This window comes from Telluria sp. PB2R4 (assembly GCF_059685695.1).
In genome coordinates this window covers 70,246-88,882 of the sequence record NZ_JCASIC010000002.1, presented here as the reverse complement: position 1 = coordinate 88,882, position 18,637 = coordinate 70,246, and the positions used below count along the sequence as shown (strand labels likewise).

At 66.9% G+C, this 18,637-nt stretch carries 18 protein-coding genes; 5 read left to right on the top strand and 13 right to left on the bottom strand.

What is annotated here, in order from left to right:
- Positions 1-154: 154 nt before the first annotated feature.
- Complete coding sequence (locus tag AC56LU_RS03855; protein WP_497174286.1) at positions 155-814, top strand: GAF domain-containing protein; 660 nt, start codon at positions 155-157, stop codon at positions 812-814.
- Between the two features lies 1 nt (position 815).
- Here the strand turns inward: AC56LU_RS03855 and AC56LU_RS03850 are convergent, their stop codons facing one another.
- From AC56LU_RS03850 to AC56LU_RS03820, 7 genes are all read right to left on the bottom strand, one after another.
- Positions 816-1,214 carry a response regulator gene (locus AC56LU_RS03850; RefSeq protein ID WP_497174285.1) on the bottom strand — a complete coding sequence of 133 codons (399 nt, stop codon included), beginning with the start codon at positions 1,212-1,214 and terminating at the stop codon, positions 816-818.
- A gap of 10 nt (positions 1,215-1,224) precedes the next feature.
- Positions 1,225-2,010, bottom strand: a complete 786-nt coding sequence (locus tag AC56LU_RS03845) for a 5'-3' exonuclease (protein ID WP_497174284.1) — start codon at positions 2,008-2,010, stop codon at positions 1,225-1,227.
- A gap of 75 nt (positions 2,011-2,085) precedes the next feature.
- Positions 2,086-3,048, bottom strand: coding sequence for a DUF4214 domain-containing protein (locus AC56LU_RS03840; RefSeq protein WP_497174283.1), 963 nt, complete (start codon positions 3,046-3,048; stop codon positions 2,086-2,088).
- Entirely contained in the window at positions 3,045-5,627 is a 2,583-nt protein-coding gene (locus tag AC56LU_RS03835; protein WP_497174282.1) for a DUF4214 domain-containing protein, read from the bottom strand. Before AC56LU_RS03835 ends, AC56LU_RS03840 begins: the two co-directional genes overlap by 4 nt.
- A gap of 17 nt (positions 5,628-5,644) precedes the next feature.
- Positions 5,645-6,997 (bottom strand): DUF1501 domain-containing protein, encoded by a 1,353-nt coding sequence (locus tag AC56LU_RS03830; RefSeq protein WP_497174281.1) that lies wholly within the window; start codon positions 6,995-6,997, stop codon positions 5,645-5,647.
- Positions 6,997-8,646: a DUF1800 domain-containing protein gene (locus tag AC56LU_RS03825; RefSeq protein WP_497174280.1), complete on the bottom strand. Its 1,650-nt coding sequence runs from the start codon at positions 8,644-8,646 to the stop codon at positions 6,997-6,999. The genes AC56LU_RS03830 and AC56LU_RS03825 overlap by 1 nt, the downstream gene beginning before the upstream one ends.
- A 105-nt stretch (positions 8,647-8,751) precedes the next feature.
- Positions 8,752-9,420 carry a glutathione S-transferase family protein gene (locus AC56LU_RS03820; protein ID WP_497174279.1) on the bottom strand — a complete coding sequence of 223 codons (669 nt, stop codon included), beginning with the start codon at positions 9,418-9,420 and terminating at the stop codon, positions 8,752-8,754.
- A gap of 125 nt (positions 9,421-9,545) precedes the next feature.
- Here AC56LU_RS03820 and AC56LU_RS03815 point away from each other — a divergent pair, with 125 nt between their 5' ends.
- Entirely contained in the window at positions 9,546-9,923 is a 378-nt protein-coding gene (locus AC56LU_RS03815; RefSeq protein WP_497174278.1) for a COG4315 family predicted lipoprotein, read from the top strand.
- Here the strand turns inward: AC56LU_RS03815 and AC56LU_RS03810 are convergent, their stop codons facing one another.
- From AC56LU_RS03810 to AC56LU_RS03800, 3 genes are read right to left on the bottom strand one after another with little or no spacing between them, the layout of a single operon-like run.
- Positions 9,924-10,187, bottom strand: coding sequence for a DUF6587 family protein (locus AC56LU_RS03810; RefSeq protein WP_497174277.1), 264 nt, complete (start codon positions 10,185-10,187; stop codon positions 9,924-9,926). It abuts the gene before it with no gap.
- A gap of 2 nt (positions 10,188-10,189) precedes the next feature.
- Positions 10,190-12,070, bottom strand: a complete 1,881-nt coding sequence (gene feoB / locus AC56LU_RS03805) for a ferrous iron transporter B (protein ID WP_497174276.1) — start codon at positions 12,068-12,070, stop codon at positions 10,190-10,192.
- Between the two features lie 4 nt (positions 12,071-12,074).
- Complete coding sequence (locus tag AC56LU_RS03800; protein WP_497174275.1) at positions 12,075-12,332, bottom strand: FeoA family protein; 258 nt, start codon at positions 12,330-12,332, stop codon at positions 12,075-12,077.
- A gap of 248 nt (positions 12,333-12,580) precedes the next feature.
- Here AC56LU_RS03800 and AC56LU_RS03795 point away from each other — a divergent pair, with 248 nt between their 5' ends.
- Positions 12,581-12,790 (top strand): (2Fe-2S)-binding protein, encoded by a 210-nt coding sequence (locus tag AC56LU_RS03795; protein ID WP_497174274.1) that lies wholly within the window; start codon positions 12,581-12,583, stop codon positions 12,788-12,790.
- Between the two features lie 233 nt (positions 12,791-13,023).
- Positions 13,024-13,494 (top strand): bacterioferritin, encoded by a 471-nt coding sequence (gene bfr / locus AC56LU_RS03790; RefSeq protein ID WP_027866505.1) that lies wholly within the window; start codon positions 13,024-13,026, stop codon positions 13,492-13,494.
- A 37-nt stretch (positions 13,495-13,531) separates the two neighbouring features.
- Here the strand turns inward: bfr and AC56LU_RS03785 are convergent, their stop codons facing one another.
- A complete protein-coding gene (locus AC56LU_RS03785; RefSeq protein WP_497174273.1) occupies positions 13,532-14,473 on the bottom strand; it encodes a PfkB family carbohydrate kinase in 942 nt (313 codons plus the stop codon).
- Positions 14,470-15,084 (bottom strand): glutathione S-transferase N-terminal domain-containing protein, encoded by a 615-nt coding sequence (locus AC56LU_RS03780; RefSeq protein ID WP_497174272.1) that lies wholly within the window; start codon positions 15,082-15,084, stop codon positions 14,470-14,472. The genes AC56LU_RS03785 and AC56LU_RS03780 overlap by 4 nt, the downstream gene beginning before the upstream one ends.
- A 157-nt stretch (positions 15,085-15,241) precedes the next feature.
- Between AC56LU_RS03780 and purB the strand changes: the two genes are divergently transcribed.
- The gene (purB, locus tag AC56LU_RS03775; protein ID WP_497174271.1) at positions 15,242-16,621 is read left to right on the top strand and encodes an adenylosuccinate lyase; all 1,380 of its coding nucleotides are present in this window, start codon (positions 15,242-15,244) and stop codon (positions 16,619-16,621) included.
- 70 nt (positions 16,622-16,691) lie between these two features.
- On the opposite strand, the gene AC56LU_RS03770 is transcribed toward purB, so the two are convergent.
- Positions 16,692-18,626 carry a TOL_0244 family TonB-dependent receptor gene (locus AC56LU_RS03770; RefSeq protein WP_497174270.1) on the bottom strand — a complete coding sequence of 645 codons (1,935 nt, stop codon included), beginning with the start codon at positions 18,624-18,626 and terminating at the stop codon, positions 16,692-16,694.
- Positions 18,627-18,637: the final 11 nt, after the last annotated feature.

The window sequence follows — 18,637 nt, the reverse complement described above, 5'->3', positions numbered from 1 at the left end:
AAGGCGCAGGCATTTATCAAAAGTGACGATTATACTGACATTTTAGGATGCAATTGTGCTTTACGGCAATATTAACTGAAAAGTGTGCGCATTTCCGTCAAATATTGCCGGTACTCGGGTAAAATGCCTGCATCAATTACAAATTACCACGATTATGAGCGAGGACGATCCGATCCTGACCACGCGCGAAGCTGCGCACATGCTCGGCGTTGCCGTCAGCACTGCGCAGCTGTGGATGGAGAGCGGAGCACTGCCGGCATGGAAGACGCCGGGAGGGCACAGGCGGGTGCGCGTCAGCGCGGTGCGCCAGCTGCAGACGCGGCAGGGCGCCGCCACGGCCCCTGCCCCAGCGCCGCCGCAAGACGTCGAAGCACTGTCCACCCACGCCCTGCTCGGCACCGCCCCCGAGGAAATCTTCGACCGCCTGGCGCGTCTGGCGGCGCAGGTGACGGACTGTCCGATCGCGCTGGTCACTGTGCTGGCCGGAGAACGCCAGTGGTTCAAGGCGCGCGTCGGCCTCGATCTGCGGGAGACCCCGCGCGAGTGGGCATTCTGCAACCATGCGCTGGCCAGCGGCGAGGAATTCGTGGTGGGCGATGCCGCCAACGATCCGCGTTTCGCCGCAAATCCGCTGGTGACGCGCGGCCCGCATGTGCGTTTCTATGCCGGCGTGCCGCTGGAAGACGCGCAGGGGCGCCGCTTCGGCACCCTGTGCGTGCTGGACCGCGAGCCGCGCCGTCTGCGCGCGCGCGAACTGCGGGCGCTGCGCGAGCTGGCGGCGATCGCTTCGGAAGAAATCAAGCGCCGCGGTTGAATTACTGCTCGCCGCCGGATGCGGCCTGCTGCTTGCGGACCACCGCGATCACGGTGGCGCGGATCGTCTTGAGCACGGCGTCGGCCTTGAAGGGCTTGACGATGAAGCCGTGTACGCCGCGCCCGAGCGTCTCCTGGATGGCGGCGGCGTCGAGCGTGCCGGAGACCATGAAGATCATTGCCTTGGGTAGCTGCGCGCGCAGTTCCTCGACGACGCGGCTGCCGTCCTCGACCTGCTCGCGCGCGATGCAGACGATCTGCGGACGGTGCTTCATCGCCAGTACCAGCGCCAGATGGCCGGTATGGGTCTGTGCGACGACATCGTAGCCGCCATCGAGCAGCACGGTATTGAGCAGGCCGCGCGCGATGGCGCTGCCGTCCACGATCAATGCCTTGAGCATCGCCTCCCTTTCAATGTGATTCGTAAGCCAGCATGTTCCAGGTCACGCCCAGGCGCACGTCCAGCTTGAGCTCGACCAACCGGCGCGACACCGCGAGTATCTCACGCTCGGCGCGCAGCCTTTCGCCCAGCGGCGTCTTGAGGATGCCGGCGCCCGCCACCACGGCGTCCAGGCTGCCGTAGGCATTGAGCAGGCGCGCCGCGGTCTTCATGCCGATCTTCGACACGCCCGGCACGCCGTCGGTCGGGTCGCCCATCAGCGCCAGCAGGTCGTGCAGCAGCTCCGGCGCCACGCCGAAGCGCTGGCGCACCCACGCGTCGTCGTGCCATTCGTTCTTGAAGTGGTCCCACACCAGAGCGCCGTGCGCGATCAGGATGTGCAGGTCCTTGTCGGTGGTGGCCACGATGGCTTCGCCCCGCCCTTCCTGCAGCCAGCGCATGACGCCGGTGGCGATCACGTCGTCGGCCTCGACCTCGGGCAGGGCCAGCACGTGCAGGCCGGCCTGGCGCAGGCGTTCATGGAACTCAGGCAGGGCGTCGCGCAGCGGCGCCGGCATGGGAGCGCGCCCCTCGCGGTAGCGCGGATAGAGGGCGTGGCGCCAGTTCGGGCCGCCGTAGTCGAAGGCCGCCAGCACGTGCGTGGGCGCGTGCGTTTCCAGCACGTTGCGGAACGACGAGAAGGCGTGGCGCAGCGCGATGCCGGCCTTCAGGTCGGAATCCGGTTCCGGGCTGGCTTCGTAGACGCGGCGCACGATGTTCAGGCCATCGATCGCCAGCAGCTTTCCCTGTTTGCTCATGGTGGTGCGGTTATCGGGATTGGTTGCGGCGCCGCCATGATAAACCGGGCGGCGCGCGCGGCAAAGCGGGGATCTTCAGCGGACCCCGCCTTGCACCTCCGTCTCATACCATGCGCGCACGATCGCACGCTCCGCCTGCGTCATATTGGTCTGGTTCCCGTAGGGCATGAACTGGGTCTGGACCACGTTGACGTAGATGCGGTACGCGTCGGCGCGGATCTGGTCCGCGGTATCGAAACGGATGCCGCGCGGCGCGCTGCCAAAGCCGCGCATGGTCGGGGTGACCGAATGGCAGGCCACGCAGCGCGCACGCACGATCGCCTGGACTTTCGGGAAGGCCGGCGAGGCGGCGACCGCCGCGAGGGCCTCGTGCACCAGCACGATCACATCGCCATCCAGCGTGGTGGGCGTCACTTTCGCCAGCACCTGCCGTAGCGCGGCGGCGGCGCCCTCGCCATGGTAGGCGGCGGCACGCTCAGGAGTATCCAGTGCGGCGGTGAAGGCGGCCGCCACCGCGGTCTTGCGGTCGAATACCGCCAAATCCGAGAAATGGGCGCCCGCCAGCAGCGCCAGCGGCACCTGGGCGCGGTTCAATGCGCCGCTCGACAGCACGCCGGTCCAGAAGGCCAGGCCGCCGGGGTCGGGATCGCGGTTGAACAGGTTGCGGTACATGGCCGACACCGCGGCCGTGTCGGTCCCCGCATACAGGGCGAGGGCTTCCGGGCTTCCGGCCACGCTGTCGAGCACCTGGCGCGCGCCCGGGTCGCTCGCGTAACGCCCGACCATCGCGCCCATCTCCGACGGCAATCCGGCCTGGCGGCTGGCGCCGGCGAAGAAGTCGCGCCCGGCAGGATCGGCGGCGCGGCCGAGATAGGCCAGGTAGAGCTGCTGGGCGATGCGCTCGTGGTCCACCTGGGCGGCAGTCACGGTGCTCGCGGTGCGCGCGGGCGGCGCCGGGTCTTCCACCGCGGCGCCGCCGCAGCCGGCCAGCAGTGCGGCGGCGCAGGCGGCCGCGAGGACGATGGCACAGCCGTTCATGCGCCGAACGGCGTGTAGTCGATCCCGCCTTCGATCACGCCGATCACCTGGGCACGGTTCTCGGCGCTCTCGGCAAACTGGGCCAGCAGTTCCGAGCGCGAGAAGCCGAGCTTGATGGCATTGACCCAGAAGTCGTAACCCGCCTGCTCCGGCGCGCGGTGCAGCACGTTGCTGTACAGCTTCGACACGAACTCCTCGGCCGTCGGGTTGGCGCCGTACAGCTTGATCGCCTCCGCCGATTCCAGGAAGCCGCGTGCCACCGCCTCCAGCGTCACGCCGTTGTCCATGTTGAACATCCAGAAGCTCAGGCCGGGGATGTCCGGCTTGCGGTCGAAGGCCGCCTGGTAGACGCGATAGGTCTGGCCGGCGGCGCCGTCGATGTCGAGGGCGACCGCGCTGCCGTCGCCGAACAGCACGCGCTCGACGCCCACCAGGTGGTCGGCGCCCGCTGCCTTGGTGGCGATGGTGCTGCCATCCTCGTGGCGCGCGAACTTGACGCTGCCGCGCGCGCCCTCGTAGCGCACGGTGTCGAAACCGGCGCCGGCGTCGATGTGGTCGGAGCCCGCGCTGCCGGCGATGCGGTCGTTACCGCCTCCCGCCGCCAGCGTATCGTCGCCGGCGCTGCCCGCCAGGCTGTCGCCGCCCTCGGTGCCGCCGGGGGCGGCGGACAGCTGGCGCACGGCGATGAAGCCGGTGTAGTCGTTGCTGCCCTTGGCATCGGTGACGGTGTAGGTGAAGCGGTCTTCCGCCGCGAAGCCGCGCTGCGGCGTGTAGACGTACTCGCCGCTCGCCGACAGGCTCAGGGTACCGTGCGCGGGGCCGCTCTTGACCTTGTAGCTCACCGTGGCGCCATCGCTCGACACCGGCAGGCTGCCCGACGTGCTCGCGTTCTGGTCGACGCCGATGGTGGTGTCGGCAGCGAGTCCGGCGCTGCCGAAGGCGATCGTGGTGTCGGCGAACTTCAGTTTCTCGACGCTGAGCAGGGTGTCGAAGCCGCCGCTGCCGTCGCGCGCGGTGACGAACAGCTTGCCGAAACCGGTGCTGATCAGGTAGTCGGCGCGCTTGCCTTCGAAGACGGCGGTGTCGCTGCCCGCGCCGCCGTCGAGCCAGTCGTTGCCCAGGCCGCCGCGCAAGCTGTTGTCGCGGGCATTGCCGAGCAGGACGTCGTCGTACTGCGAGCCGATCGCCGATTCGATCCACGTGTTCGGCGTGATGCCGAGGTTGTCGACCGCCACCGCGCCGTTCTTCGTGATGCCCACGCTCGACAGGCTGCCCGGGGTCAGGTCGATCGAAACGCCGATGACCGACGCCGAGGCGTCGATGCTGTCGTTGCCGCTGTCGTCGGTGATGCTGGTCTGCGCTTCGAAGCGCGCGGCGTCGAGCTTGTACACGGTGTCACCGGCGCCCGTGCTGCGGGTGCCGTACAGGTAGCGCAGCGCGGCGATGTCGAGCGCGCCCCAGGTCGACGGGAACAGGCCGTCCAGGCTGGCGCCGTGCGCCATCACCGAGTAGCTGGTGACGTCGTCCTGCGCGCGCCATTGGGCGGTCCAGGCATCGCCTGCATCGACGTTGCGCGGATGGCGCAGGCCGAGCGCATGGCCGATTTCGTGCAGCAGCGCCGCGTAGCCTTCCGAACCCGGCGTCAGATCCTTGAGGGAATCGACGTCCATCCAGACCTGGCCGGCATTGGCCTGGCCCGGCATCGCGGCCACGCCCTTGGTCGCCGCCTGTGCGCTGGCGCCGAACAGCAGCTTGGCGCCGTCCGGCGCGGTTTCGCGGAACGTGAGGCCGGTGAGCTTCGACGCGCTGTCGAGGATGGCGCGCACCGCTGCCTTCTGCGCCTCGGTGAAGGCAGCGAAGCCGGTCGCGCCGGGGCCGCTGGCCGGAGCGCTGGTGGCGAAACCGAAGCTCAGCTCGACGGCGCTGCCCTGGGACTTCCCGGCATTCCAGCGGTTGGCATCGGCGCCGACCAGGCCTTCGATCGCCATGCGCTCGGGCGAGATGAAGTCGGCCAGTGCATGGCTGACGTTCCAGCCGATGCCGATCCGCTCGTAGTTGCTGATGTCGAGCCGGAAGCCAGGCTGGCCAGGATGGGTAACCGTTGCGTGCAGGCCATCGATGCTGACGTCGATCCTGAATTCCGAGAAAGCCGTGTCGTCGCTGTACTTCGGCAGCCACACCACATCCTCTCCACCGCGTCCATCCGTGATGGTATGGCCGCCGCCGCCGACACTGACGGCATTGTTATTGGCGTCGCCGTACAGCTTGTCCCCATGCCACGAGCCGGAGATGTTATGCACGCCGACCAGCGTGTCGCGCGTGCCCCAGCCATCCTCGGCATAGCCGGCGGCGAGGTCCACCACCACGCCGGCGGGACTATCCCAGTAGGCCGCCGACACCGTGCGCCACCATTCCGCCGAGGGTAAGGCCTCGATACGGTCGTTGCCGCGCCCCCCGAGCGCCTGGCCCTGGTAGATCCGGATGATGTCGTTGCCGTCCAGGCCGTGGTAGTCGTGCCATTCGTCCGCGTTCCCCGTCTGGACAATGGTGTCGTCGCCTGCAGTACCTTTGATATCCATGGTGTCTCGTCGGCCGCTTACGCGTGCAGCAGGTTGATGGTTTTCTGGCTGAAGTTGGCCAGGTTCGGGAACACCTTGTCGAATTCGGTCGACGGCAGGCCGAGCCATTGCATCAGCGTCGCGCCCACCTGGTCGGTCGAGATGGTCGGGACGAAGCGCCCGCCGCCATTCGGGTCGGAATCGTCGGGGCCGCGGAGCGTCAGGGTGGGCAGGGTGCCGACCACCTGCCCGCCGCGCACCGGACCACCCATGGCGAACCAGTGGTTGCCCCAGGCATGGTCGCTGCCGCCGCCCGACGCCTGGCGCAGCGTGCGTCCGAAGTCGCTCATGGTCAGCGACACGATGTTCTGGTCCAGGCCGGCGGCCTGGTTGGCCTGGTCGAAGGCATGCATTGCGCGCGCCAGGGTGGCCAGCTGGGCGTCCTGGCTGGTGGCGCCGGTGCCGCGCTGGGCGGCGTGGGTGTCGAACTGGCCCCACTGGACCAGGAACACCTGGCGCTTGAAACCGCGCTGCTTGAACACCGGCAGCAGCGAGGCCAGCTTGCGCAGCGCGCGCGACAGCTCGTCGCCGCCGAAGTCCCCTGCCGGATCCTTGGCCGCCAGCGTGGCCTGGGTGAACAGGGTCGATTCGGTCACGGCGCCGCCGAAGGTGCGCGCGTACTCCGCTTCGTACTGGTTGGCGAACTGCCAGCGCGCCATGCGGTTCAGTGCCTGCGCAGCCGGCTCGCCCGGCCGCGCCAGGTCGGCCTGGCCCCAGTAGCGCGAGTCCCAGGGACTCAGGAAGGACACCGGCGAGTTGCGGCCCAGGACCAGGGTGCGGTCGTTGTTCATGGTGACCGCATTGACCGGGTTGCGCAGGGAGGTCGGCAGCAGTTCGAGGGCGCGTCCGGCCCAGCCGCTGGTGTCGCTGTCGCCGAGCCAGCCCTGCTGCCACATCACCTGGTCGCTGTGCGACAGCAGGAACGAAGGCACGGCGACCGCGCGGTCGATCACCTGGCGCGCCGTGGCCGGCTGCACCAGCGGACCGGCATTGGCGATCCAGGCCAGGCGGCCGCCGTTGTACAGCGAGGCCAGCGGCGCCAGCGCCGGATGCATGCCGTAGGTATGGCCGCCGCTGCTGCCCGACAGGCTGGCTAGCACGCTCTTGTCGATCGCCAGCTCGGGACGGGCGCCGGCATAATCGCCGTAGGCGCCGTCGGTCGGCACCAGGCTGTTCAGCCCGTCGTTGCCGCCGCCGAGGAACACGACGACCAGCGCGCGGTAATCGTCGCCGGCCGCGTGGGCCGGGCCGGATTCGAGCAGGCTCGAGGCGCCGAGCATGCTGACCACCGGCGCGGCGCCGGCAAAACGGAGAAAGTGGCGGCGGTCCATTAGCGGATCACTCCATAGTAAGGGGTCGCCAGCGCGAACTGCACCAGGCTGACGGCTTTTTGGGTAGGTGTGTTGCCCCAGGTCGTGGGGGCAAGCTCGATCAGGTTCTGGCGCAGTGCGGCGGGCATGGCGCCGCGGAAGAAGCGTTCGCTGATCAGGTCGGCCAGGACCGATGGCGAGGCGCTATACGCGCGTCCGAATTCATCGGCCTGGCAGCTCGCCGCGACGCGCTGGACGCCTTCGGCGATTCCGTTCCCGAGCCGCCAGGACAGCTCCGAGGCGTTCAGCAGCCGCTGTTCGGGCGCCAGCAGGTTGCTGCCGGGCGCGCGATCCGTCGGCATGTAGAAGCTGAAGACACTGGTTGGATCGAACGGGTTCTGCGACGCGGCGGTCACGACCTGTGTTTCGGCATCGCCCCATTTGAGTTGGCGCGTGCAACCGAGTCCGCGCAGCAGGCCGGTGTACCAGAGCAGGGGCTCGCGCATTTTCCCGAACTGTGCCGTGTCGTTCCCCGGCTGGTCGCCTCGACGCGCCTCCTGGTCGAGCAAGACCGCCTTGACGACGGCTTTCATGTCGCCGGCCACACCCTGGCCGTTGTTGCTGAATACGGTGGCGACCCGTGCGATGTAGGCCGGGCTCGGATCGCTGGTGACCAGGTGCTGGATCAGGCGCAGGCTGACGAAGGGCGCGATGTTCGGGTGCGACATCACGAGCGAGACGATGGTGTCGAGCTCCTGGCGCGCCTCGACCCCGGCCGGGAAGGAGCGGCCCAATACCTGCTTGGCGCCGCGGTCATGCGCCGCACGCCAGGTATCGGGCACCAGTTCGCCGTCGTAGCGGCGGTAGTCGGTGCGGTCGAAATTGCCGTTCACACGCCAGCCGGTCAGCGCGCGCGCCAGCTCTTCCACGTCCTTCTGGCTGTAGGTCTCGACCGGCTTGCCGGCCGCGTCGCGCTGTACGCTGCCGTCCAGGTTGAGCTTGACCACGCCCAGCGTGAACAGCTGCAGCAGTTCACGCGCATAGTTTTCGTTGGGGGCGCACCAGCGGCACTCGTCGCTGGTCGGACGGTTCTCGAGGTTGTCCAGGTAGACGCCCATCGACGGGTTCATCGTCACCGCGCGGATCAGCTCACCGTAGTTGCCGAACGCATGCCGCTGCAGGAAATTCGAGTAGGACAGGCCGCCGTAGGGCTCGATCTTGTTGATCGCCGTGACGATGAATTGCGACAGCGACCAGGTGACGCGCCGGCGCAGCTGGTCGGGCACGTTGAGGAAGGAGCCGTACAACTGCTGGTTCATGTACAGGTAGGCCTTGTCGCCCTGCTCCCGGACCTGGCTGTCGTAGCTGGCGATCGGCGTGGTGTCGATGAGCGATACCGGCAGCGCGTATTGCTCGTCGATCCAGCGTTCGAACCCCTTGGCCTGGATGTCGGCGACGAGGGCCGGCGTGGCGCCGAAACTGACCTGGTCGGCGAAGCGCGCGGCCGCGTAGCGGGTGACCGGACTCGATACGGCCGGCTTGACCTGGCCGGCCGACGCGCTGAATTCTTCGGCCGGCTGGCCGGCGTCGCGGCTGCACCCGGCGGCAAGCGCCAGGACGAAAGGAATCAGCCAGGCCCGCGTACGGGAAAGGGATGCGTGGTTTGGCATGAAAGCTCCGGCGTTGGACGAAGCCTCAATTTTATTGCACGTTAGAATTATCTAACAACCATCAAGTTATTAAATCATGAGCACTTGTGGTTAATAAGATACTTATCACGCATAGTCATACTTGCCGCCACGCGCCAATGCGCGCGCATAGGCCGGTCGTGCGTGGATCGTTTGCAGGAAGGCCGACAGCTTCGGATACTGGCGGCCCAGTCCGCCGCGCGAGGCGGCCGCTTCCAGCGCAAAGCTCATCTGGATGTCGGCGGCGCTGAATTCCTCGCCCGCGAACCAGGTGGATTTGCCCAGTTCGCCCTCCAGGAACTCGAGCTGGCTGCGGATGTTCGGCAGGATGAAGCCTTCCTTGACCTTGCGTGCGATCGCGCGCGCGATCGGCCTGGCGAAGAAGGGCATCGGCCCATGCTCGACCTTGTCGAACACCAGCTTCATCAGCAGCGGCGACATGGCCGAGCCTTCGGCGAAGTGCAGGAAGTAGGTATAGCGCAGGCGATCCGGGGTGCCGGCGGCGGGCACCAGGCGCCCGTTGCCGTAACGGCCGACCAGGTAGTCGACGATCGCACCGGATTCGGCCACGACCGTGTCGCCGTCCGTGATGACCGGCGACTTGCCGAGCGGGTGCACCGCCTTCAGTTCCGGCGGCGCCAGCATGGTCTTGGGGTCGCGCTGGTACTTCTTGATCTCGTAGTCGAGCCCGAGCTCCTCGAGCAGCCACAGGATGCGCTGCGAGCGCGAATTGTTCAGGTGATGGACGACGATCATGGGTGTTGTTCTACGAAGAGTTCGACAGGCCGCCAGCTTAGCATGGGGTGCGGCGGTGGATGCCATGACGGCGCCAGCAGGCTAGAATGGTCGTCCACCCACGCAGTAAGCGACCAGGAGGCTATATGAAATTGCTTCGCGTCAGTACCGCCGTCATCACCACCCTGCTGTTTTCCGCCACCGCTTTCGCTGCCGACAGCGCCCCCTTGAAGGCCTCGAACGGCATGCTCGTCGATAGCGCCGGCATGACGGTCTATACCTACGACAAGGACACGCCGAACAGCGGCAAGAGCAGCTGCGTCGCCGCCTGCGCCAGGAACTGGCCGCCGGTCATGGCCGAGGGCACGCCACCCGCGCCGTATTCGGTCGTGACGCGCGAGGACGGCAGCAAGCAGCTGGCCCACCAGGGCAAGCCGCTGTACACCTTCGTCAAGGACAAGAAAGCGGGAGACAAGACCGGCGACGGCGTCGGCGGCGCCTGGCACGTGGTCAAGGGCGATTGATCAGCGCCGTTGGTGGATCTTGATGACCTTGCCGTTGCCCTTGCCGGGCGACGGCTCGGCCGGGGCCGGCCCACAGGTCTTGCAGCTGTTGCAGCCGCTGCCGCAACTGGCCGAGGTATCGAGCCATTTCACTAACCTGGACTGGCGCCCGCCCTGCGACAGGCGGTGCACGATGGCGCGGCGCCAGCTGTCCGGCAGGTACTTCGCGCCGGCGTACAGCACGGCCAGCGCGACGATGATCCCGGTAAGCAGCTCCTGCCACATGCTCAGGCTCCCGTGAAATACAGGGTGACGCGGTAGACGATGAAGGCGGCCACGTAGGCCAGGCCGAACATGTAGCCGGCCATGATCCAGGCGTAACGGCGGCTGCCGGTTTCGCGCGCCACGGTGGCCAGCGTCGGCAGGCAGTGCGGCGCGTAGACGTACCAGGTGAGCAGCGACAGGCCGGTGGCCAGCGACCACGATTGCGCGATCATCGGCGCCAGGGTGTTGCCGACTTCGTCGCCGCCCGACAGCGCGTACACGGTGCCCAGCGCCCCCACCGCCACTTCGCGCGCGGCCATGCCGGGCACCAGGGCGATCGCGATCTCCCAGCCGAAGCCGATCGGTGCCAGGATATATTCCAGGGCGCGGCCGATCATGCCGGCCACGCTGTAGTAGATCGGCGGATGGGTCGCGCCTTCCGGTGCGCCCGGGAAGCTCGACAGCAGCCACAGCAGGATCATCATGGTGAGGATCAAGGTGCCGACCCGCTTCAGGAAGATCTTGGCGCGGTCCCACAGGCCGGAAGCCAGCGCGCGCGGCTGCGGCCAGTGGTAGGCCGGCAGTTCGAGCATCAGCGCCTGCTGTTTATAGTCGCTGCGGCGCTTCATGAACCAGGCCACCGCCATGGCGCTCAGGATGCCGGCCATGTACAGGCCGAACAGCACCAGGCCCTGCAGGTTGAGGCCGCCGGCCACGATCCGGTCCGGGATGAAGGCGGCGATCAGGAGCGCGTACACCGGCAGGCGCGCCGAGCAGGTCATGAGCGGGGCGATCATGATCGTCACCAGGCGGTCGCGCGGATTCTGGATGGTGCGCGCCGCCATGATGCCGGGGATCGCGCAGGCGAACGAGGACAGCAGCGGCAGGAAGGCGCGGCCCGACAGCCCGACGCTGCCCATGATGCGGTCGAGCAGGAAGGCGGCGCGCGGCAGGTAGCCGACGTCTTCCAGCAGCAGGATGAAGAAGAACAGGATCAGGATCTGCGGCAGGAACACCAGCACGCTGCCGACGCCGGCGATGATGCCGTCCACGATCAGGCTGTGCAGCACGCCTTCGCCCAGCAGCAGCCCGACCTGCTCGCCCAGCAGCCCGACGCCCGCTTCGATCAGGTCCATCGGCGCGCCGGCCCAGCTGAACACGGCCTGGAAGATCAGGAACATCAGCGCGGCCAGGATGATCGGGCCCAGCACCGGATGCAGCACCACGTTGTCGATCTTCTCGGTCAGGTTGCCGCGGTCGCCACTGGCGGAAACGGCGAGCTCGAGGATACGGCGCACTTCGCGCTGGGTTTCCTCGACCGGCACCGCATCGATCGCCGACAGCGGATTGGGTTCTACCTTCACATCGAAAGCCATGCGGTCGAGCTGGGCCAGCAGGGCCTGTTCGCCGCCGGTATGGATGGCGACGGTTTCGACCACCGGCATGCCCAGCGCCGCGGACAGCCTGGCGGTATCGATGGCGATGCCGCGCTTCCTGGCGACGTCGACCATGTTCAAGACGAGCACCATCGGCAGGCCGAGGCGCTGGAGCTCCAGCACCATGCGCAGGTTGAGGCGCAGATTGGTTGCATTGACCACGCACAGGACGGCATCCGGCGCGGCTTCGCCGGCGCGCAGGCCGGCCACCACGTCGCGCGTGATGGCTTCGTCGGGCGTATGGGCGCTGAGGCTGTAGGCGCCCGGCAGGTCGAGTACGCGGAAGGCGCGGCCGGCGGGCGAGGTGAAGCTGCCCTCCTTGCGTTCGATGGTCACGCCGGCGTAGTTCGCGACCTTCTGGCGCGCGCCGGTCAGGCGGTTGAAGAGTGCGGTCTTGCCACAGTTGGGATTGCCGAGCAGTGCGACCAGGGGCGTGCGCGACGCCACCTGTTGTTCCATGACACCCATTCGATTATTCCGGCTTGATCGACACGAGGGCGGCTTCGAAGCGGCGCAGCGCAAAGGTGGATTCGCCGACCTTGACCGCCAGCGGGCCGCCCAGCACGCGCTTGAGCACGCGGATGCGCTCGCCCGGCACGAAGCCGAGCTCCATCAGGCGGCGCTGGACGTCGAAACCACCCTGCTGCGCAGCCGGCGCCAGGTGGATCACGGTGGCGCTCTGGCCGGCCTGGAGGGCGTCGAGCGTGGTGAGGGAGGGAGCAAGAGTCATGGTCGCGTCCGGTAAGTGTAGCGCTGATGAGACAGATATCGAGCATCATAAACCTAAATGCGAATTATTTCTATTTGCGCTTTGATCACACACCAAAGAAAAGGCAAAGAAAGAGCGCGCACACTGCAAATTCTTGTTGCAAACGGGACCGAGTTTACGGAGAATAGAACACGAATGAGATTGATTCTCATTTAAATGCCAAGTGAACAACGTGTGAGCGCGTCGCTCTCAGCCCAAGGAATCGAACGATGATCGTCTGTGTCTGCAACAACATCTCCGACCGCGAAATCCGCCAGGCGGTCGACCTGGGCATCAGCTCGGTGGCCGAACTGCACAAGGAACTGGGCGTCGGCACCATGTGCGGCAAATGCGTCAGCTATGCACGCGAAGTGCTGAACGAACACATTGAGAGCACGACCACGATTACCGAAATGCGCCGCGTGCCGCAAGCGGCCTGATCTCCGCTAGCGCGTCTCCTCCGCCCCGCTTTCGGTGGGGCTTTTTTTCGCCTCTGCGTCCGGTAACGAGAAGCGTTTTCAGAGTGGACTGAGAACGGTTTTTATTCCGGCCGGATTTCTCTCTTTTTCCCTGATTTGACGGGCTTTTTTCAGCGTTTCGGCGTCATGTGAGCCGAAATCCGGCGGCTTGTTTGTTATCATGGAGCCCATTCAAAAAACACCAAGGGCTCTACATGAAAGGCGACCAGAACGTTCTTCGTTTGCTGAACGCACAGCTGACCAACGAACTTACCGCGATCAACCAGTACTTCCTGCATGCGCGCATGTACCGCCACTGGGGCTTCGGCAAGCTGGCGAAGAAGGAGTACGACGAATCGATCGGCGAAATGAAGCACGCCGACAAGCTGATCGACCGCATCCTGATGCTGGATGGCCTGCCGAACCTGCAGGCCTTGCACAAGCTGCTCATCGGTGAATCGACCCAGGAAATGCTGGAATGCGACCTCAAGCTCGAGCGCGCGGCCCAGGTGACGGTCAAGGAAGGCATTGCGGCGGCGGAAGCGGCGGCGGATTATGTCACCCGCGACCTGTTCCTGATGATCCTCGAAGATACCGAGGAACATATCGAGTGGCTGGAAACGCAGCTGGACCTGATCGTGAAGGTCGGCATCCAGAACTACCTGCAGAGCCAGATCAGCGAATAAGTCGACGCCTGACTTGCTGAACGGCCTCAACGGCCGTTCAGCGCCACTTCCTCATCCACCCGTCATAAAACCCCAGATCCCGCGGCACCGCCCCCGGAATCGCGCAGATCGCACCCGCGAACTCGTTGGCCCTGGCCAGTGAAACATCGAGCGGCCAGCCGCGCATCTTCCCCAGCAGGAAAATCGCCGAGAAAGCGTCGCCCGCCCCCACCGTGTCGATGACGAACGGCGGCGCCGGGTTGTCGCGATTCATGAGCACGCTCCCGTCCGCCCCGAAGTACACCGAGCCGCGGTGCCCGAGCGTGACGATGAGTGCGTCGAGCGAGAACATCTTGAGCAGCGCCTGGCACGAGGCGTGCACCTCGTCGGCTGCCATCGCCGGATCGTCCGGCTTGATCTGGAAGTACCAGCCGAACAGCACCTGCAGCTCTTCTTCGTTGACCTTGGCGATGTTGGCTTCTTGCAGCGAGCGCGTGACGACGCGCTCGTCGAACTGCTCGTCGCGCAGGTTCAGGTCGAGGTAGCGCAGCGCCCCCGTGGCGCCGAACAGCGCCATCAGGGTGGTGCGCGAGCGCTCGTGGCGCTGGGCCAGGGTGCCGAAATACAAGATGCCCGGCTGCGCGCTCTCGAGCGCCGCCAGGGCCGGCGCGCGCTCGATGAAATCGTAGGCCTGGTGCGGCAGGATCGTGAAGCGGTGCCCGCGCGCGCCGCGCTCGACCAGCACGCGGCCGGTCTCCTCGATGGGATCGAACTGCAGGCCGGCCTCGCTCATCGCGAAGCGCTCGAACTCGGCGCGCACCGACAGGCCGGGCCGGTCGTTGCCGATGCGGGTGAGCATCAGCTGAGGCGCCATGAAGGCGGCCAGGTGGCGCGCCACGTTGAAGGGCGCGCCGCCCACCACCTGCTCGGTACTGAAATCGTCGACCAGCGCCTCGCCAAACACTGCGGTGGGCGCGACCGGGGAGCCGGGGGCGCTCACGCGACAGGGGGCGCGGTGTCGCGGAACGACGCGCGCTCGGCGAGCTTGTCGGCCAGGCGCGCCAGGTTCGGATAGTCGCCGCGCCAGTCGATGTCGGGGAAGCGGAAGCTGAGCCAGTCCAGCGTGCAGCCGGCGGCGACGTCGGCCAGCGTGTAATGGATGCCCATGCAGTAGGCCGAGTCGCCCAGCCGGACGGACATCTCGCGCAGGCCGGCGTGCACCTTGGTCATCTGGCGTTCGATCCACTTGGCGCTCTGCTGCTCCGGCGGGCGCTCGCGCCGCTCGAGGAAGACCAGGATGGCGGCCTCGACTACGCCGTCGGCCAGCGCTTCCCAGACCTTGACTTCGGTACGATCGCGGCCGTTCGGCGGCAGCAGCTTGCACACGGGGGAAATGGTGTCGAGGTATTCGGCGATCACGCGCGAGTCGTACAGCGTGCTGCCGTCTTCCATGACGAGGCAGGGGATCTTGCCGAGCGGGTTGACCTGTTGAATGGTGGTCTCCGGCACCCAGACGTTTTCTTGCTCAAAGCTGAAATCGAGCTTCTTGTCCGCCATCACGACACGGACTTTGCGCACATAGGGACTGGTAAGGGAACCGATGAGTTTCATACATGCCCGAATAAGAAGATTGGATGCCAGTATAGCATCGCCCTTCCGGCGCCTGTCTGCGCCGGAAGGGCCTGGCGGCCGGCCGCCGCGACAGCGCGCGCAAGGCCCGGTAGCGCGCCCGGTGGTAAAATCCGCGTTTTTGCACGGACCGCCCGCCATGACCTCTACCGTCCCCTCCCCTGCCCTGTCGGCCCTGTCCCCGCTGGATGGCCGCTACGCGTCGAAAACCGACAAACTGCGCCCGATCCTGTCCGAAGCGGGCTTCATGCACCACCGCGTGAAAGTGGAAATCGCCTGGCTGCAGGCGTTGTCGCAGGCAGGCTTCCCGGAGATCAAGCCATTCTCGAGCGAAGCGAACGCCCACCTCGACAGCATGGCCGCGAACTTCGGCGACGCCCAGGCAGCGCGCATCAAGGAGATCGAGGCGGTCACCAACCATGACGTCAAGGCGGTGGAATACTGGCTCAAGGAGCAGGTGAAGGACGTGCCGGAGCTGGTGCTTGCTTCCGAATTCATCCACTTCGGCTGCACCTCGGAAGACATCAACAACACTTCGCACGGCATGATGCTCAAAGCCGCGCGCGACGGCGTGCTGCTGCCGGCCCTTCAATCGATCATCGCCAGGCTCACCGACATCGCGCACACCAACGCAGCGCTGCCGATGCTGTCGCGCACCCACGGCCAGACCGCCAGCCCGACCACCCTCGGCAAGGAATTCGCCAACGTGGTCGCGCGCCTGCAGCGCGCCGTCAAGCGCATCGAAGCTGTCGAAATCCTGGGCAAGATGAACGGCGCGGTCGGCAACTACAACGCGCACCTGTCGGCCTATCCGGGCTTCGACTGGCCGGCGTTCTCGAAGGAAGTGATCGAGAACCGCCTGGGCCTGGTGTTCAACCCGTACACCATCCAGATCGAGCCGCACGACTACATGGCCGAGATGTTCGACGCCATCGCGCGCGCCAACACCATCCTGCTCGACCTGAACCGCGACATCTGGACCTACGTCTCGCTCGGCTACTTCAAGCAGAAGCTGCGCGCCGGCGAAATCGGCTCATCGACCATGCCGCACAAGGTCAACCCGATCGACTTCGAAAATTCGGAGGGCAACCTGGGCCTGGCCAACGCGGTACTGCGCCACATGGCCGAGAAGCTGCCGGTCTCGCGCATGCAGCGCGACCTGACCGATTCGACCGTGCTGCGCAATATCGGCGTCGGCTTCGGCTATGCGCTGCTGGCCTACGACAGCTGCCTGCGCGGCCTGAACAAGCTCGAAGTGAACGCGGCGCGCCTCGAGCAAGACCTGGACGCGAACTGGGAAGTGCTGGCCGAGCCGGTGCAGACCGTGATGCGCCGCTACGGCATCGAGAACCCGTACGAGCAACTGAAGGAACTCACCCGTGGCAAGGGCATTACCCGCGAAGCGCTGCAGGAGTTCATCGGCAAGCTGGCGATTCCGCAGGAAGCCAAGGATCTCTTGATGCAGATGACGCCGGCGAACTACACCGGCCTGGCTGCGCAACTGGCCGCAGCGATCTGATCGTAGGGTGGACGGGTCTCCCGTCCGCGCGTTCAACCAGCGCAGGAACAGCTGCGCTGGCAGCTTCCACTCAGTTAGTCCACACCAGCTTCACCCCCACCCTGCGGTCGATCTCCGCACGCGTCGCAACGGGCCCGTATTCCGCGTGGCTGCCGTTCAGGTTCTGTCCCACCACCGACAACTCCAGGTTGCGCGCCAGGCGCCAGCCGAAGCGCGCGTCCAGCGCCCAGTAGCCGGGCACCGCCGGGTTTTCCAGCGCCGCCACCTTGCGCAGCGCCAGCTCCAGTTCGCGCCGGTCGTCGAAGGCGTAGTCCGAGCGCAGCTGCAGCGTGTGCTCGGGGTCCTTGCCGGCCGTGCCCGGCCCGGCCAGGTCATTGCTGCCCGGCTTCAGGCGCAGGCGTTCGTGCAGCGCGGTGAAGCCGGCCGACATGCGCCAGGCGTCTGTCAGCTGGTAGCTGCCCCACATCTCGATCCCGGTCGCCTCCCCTTCCATCAGGCTGCCGAAGGTGACGAAGGTGCGGGTCGGGTCGATTTCCTGCGTGCGCAGGTGGTCGTACCAGTTGTGGAACAGCGTCGCCGAGGTCGACAGCCCGGGGAGCGGCTGGCCGCGGTAGCCCAGCTCGAACACCTTGGCCACTTCCGAGCGCACGCGGGGCCCGCCGCGCAGCAGATAAGGCGGACGGCCGGGGATAAACGCGTCGGCGTCCAGGCGGGTCGGCGCGCGCACGGTGCGCGACAGCGCGCTCCAGACCGAGTGGCTCGGCGCCAGGCGCCACGACAGGCGCGCGGTCGGCAGGAACTCGGCGCCTGTGTAGTCGTTGCGCTCGACGCGCGCGCCCAGGGTCAGGCTGAGGTCGGGCCGCAATGCGATCTCATCCTGCGCGTACAGGCTGGCCCAGGTCTGCTCCACACGGGCCGGCAAGAAGGCGATCACCTCGCTGTTCTGCACCTCGTCCCAGCTGTGGCGCAGGTTCACGCCCCACATCAGGCTGTGCCGGCCCCAGGCCGGCAGCGTGTGTTCGACCTGCAGGTCGGCGACCTGCAGCGATTCGGTGAAGGTCGGCGGCACCTCGCGCCGTGTGTGGTCGAGGTAGGCCTGCGCCGACAGGCGCCCGCCGTCGGCCAGCGCGCGGTCCCAGCGTGCGGTCAGGTTGGCGCCTTCGGTATCGATGTCGCCGAGGCGCAGCGCGGTGCCGGTGACCGAGATCGCGCCCGGCTCCGGCTGCTCCAGCCGGCCGCGGAACAGGTTGCCGTTGATGCTGAACGCGTCGGCGCCGCGCTCCCAGTCGGCGCGCAAGCCCAGTTGCGCCTGGCGCCAGGCGTCGTCGACCCGGGCGCCGGCGTCGGTCTCGCTGTGCGAGCGCTGCAGCACTTTGCCGTGGACGCGCCAGCTCGCGTCGCCGCGCTTCCCGCCCTGGCGGAACGCGGCGTCGCCGCCGTCGCTGTCCGCACGCAGCACGGCCAGGCTGCCCTGGGTCGCATGGGCCGAGCGCGTCGTGATGTTGATGACGCCATTGACGGCGTTGACGCCCCACATCGTGCCGCCCGGACCGCTGATGACCTCGATGCGCTCGACATCTTCCAGCATGACATCCTGCATGTCCCAGAAGACCCCCGAGAACAGCGGCGCATACACCGAGCGTCCGTCGATCATGACCAGCAGTTTGTTGGGGGCGCTGTTGTTGCTGCCGTTCAGGCCGCGTGCGCTGATCGCATAGCCGTAGCTCGAGCCCTGCGCCACGTGCAGGTTGGGCGCGAGGCGCAGCGCTTCCGGCAGGCTGCGCGCACCGGCGCGGCGAATGTCGTCGGCGGTGATGACAAAGACCGAGGCCGGCGCGTCGAGCAGCCGCTCGGGCTTCTTCGATACCGAGGTGATGTCGATGTTGGCCAGCTCTTCGATCGACAGGTCGGCCAGGTTGTCGGCGCGGCTGTCGGGCTGCTCCGCGTGTGCGCCGACCGCCAGCGCCATGCCGAGGCAGGCTACCCATGGCGTTCGTAATCTCATAGTCTTACCCC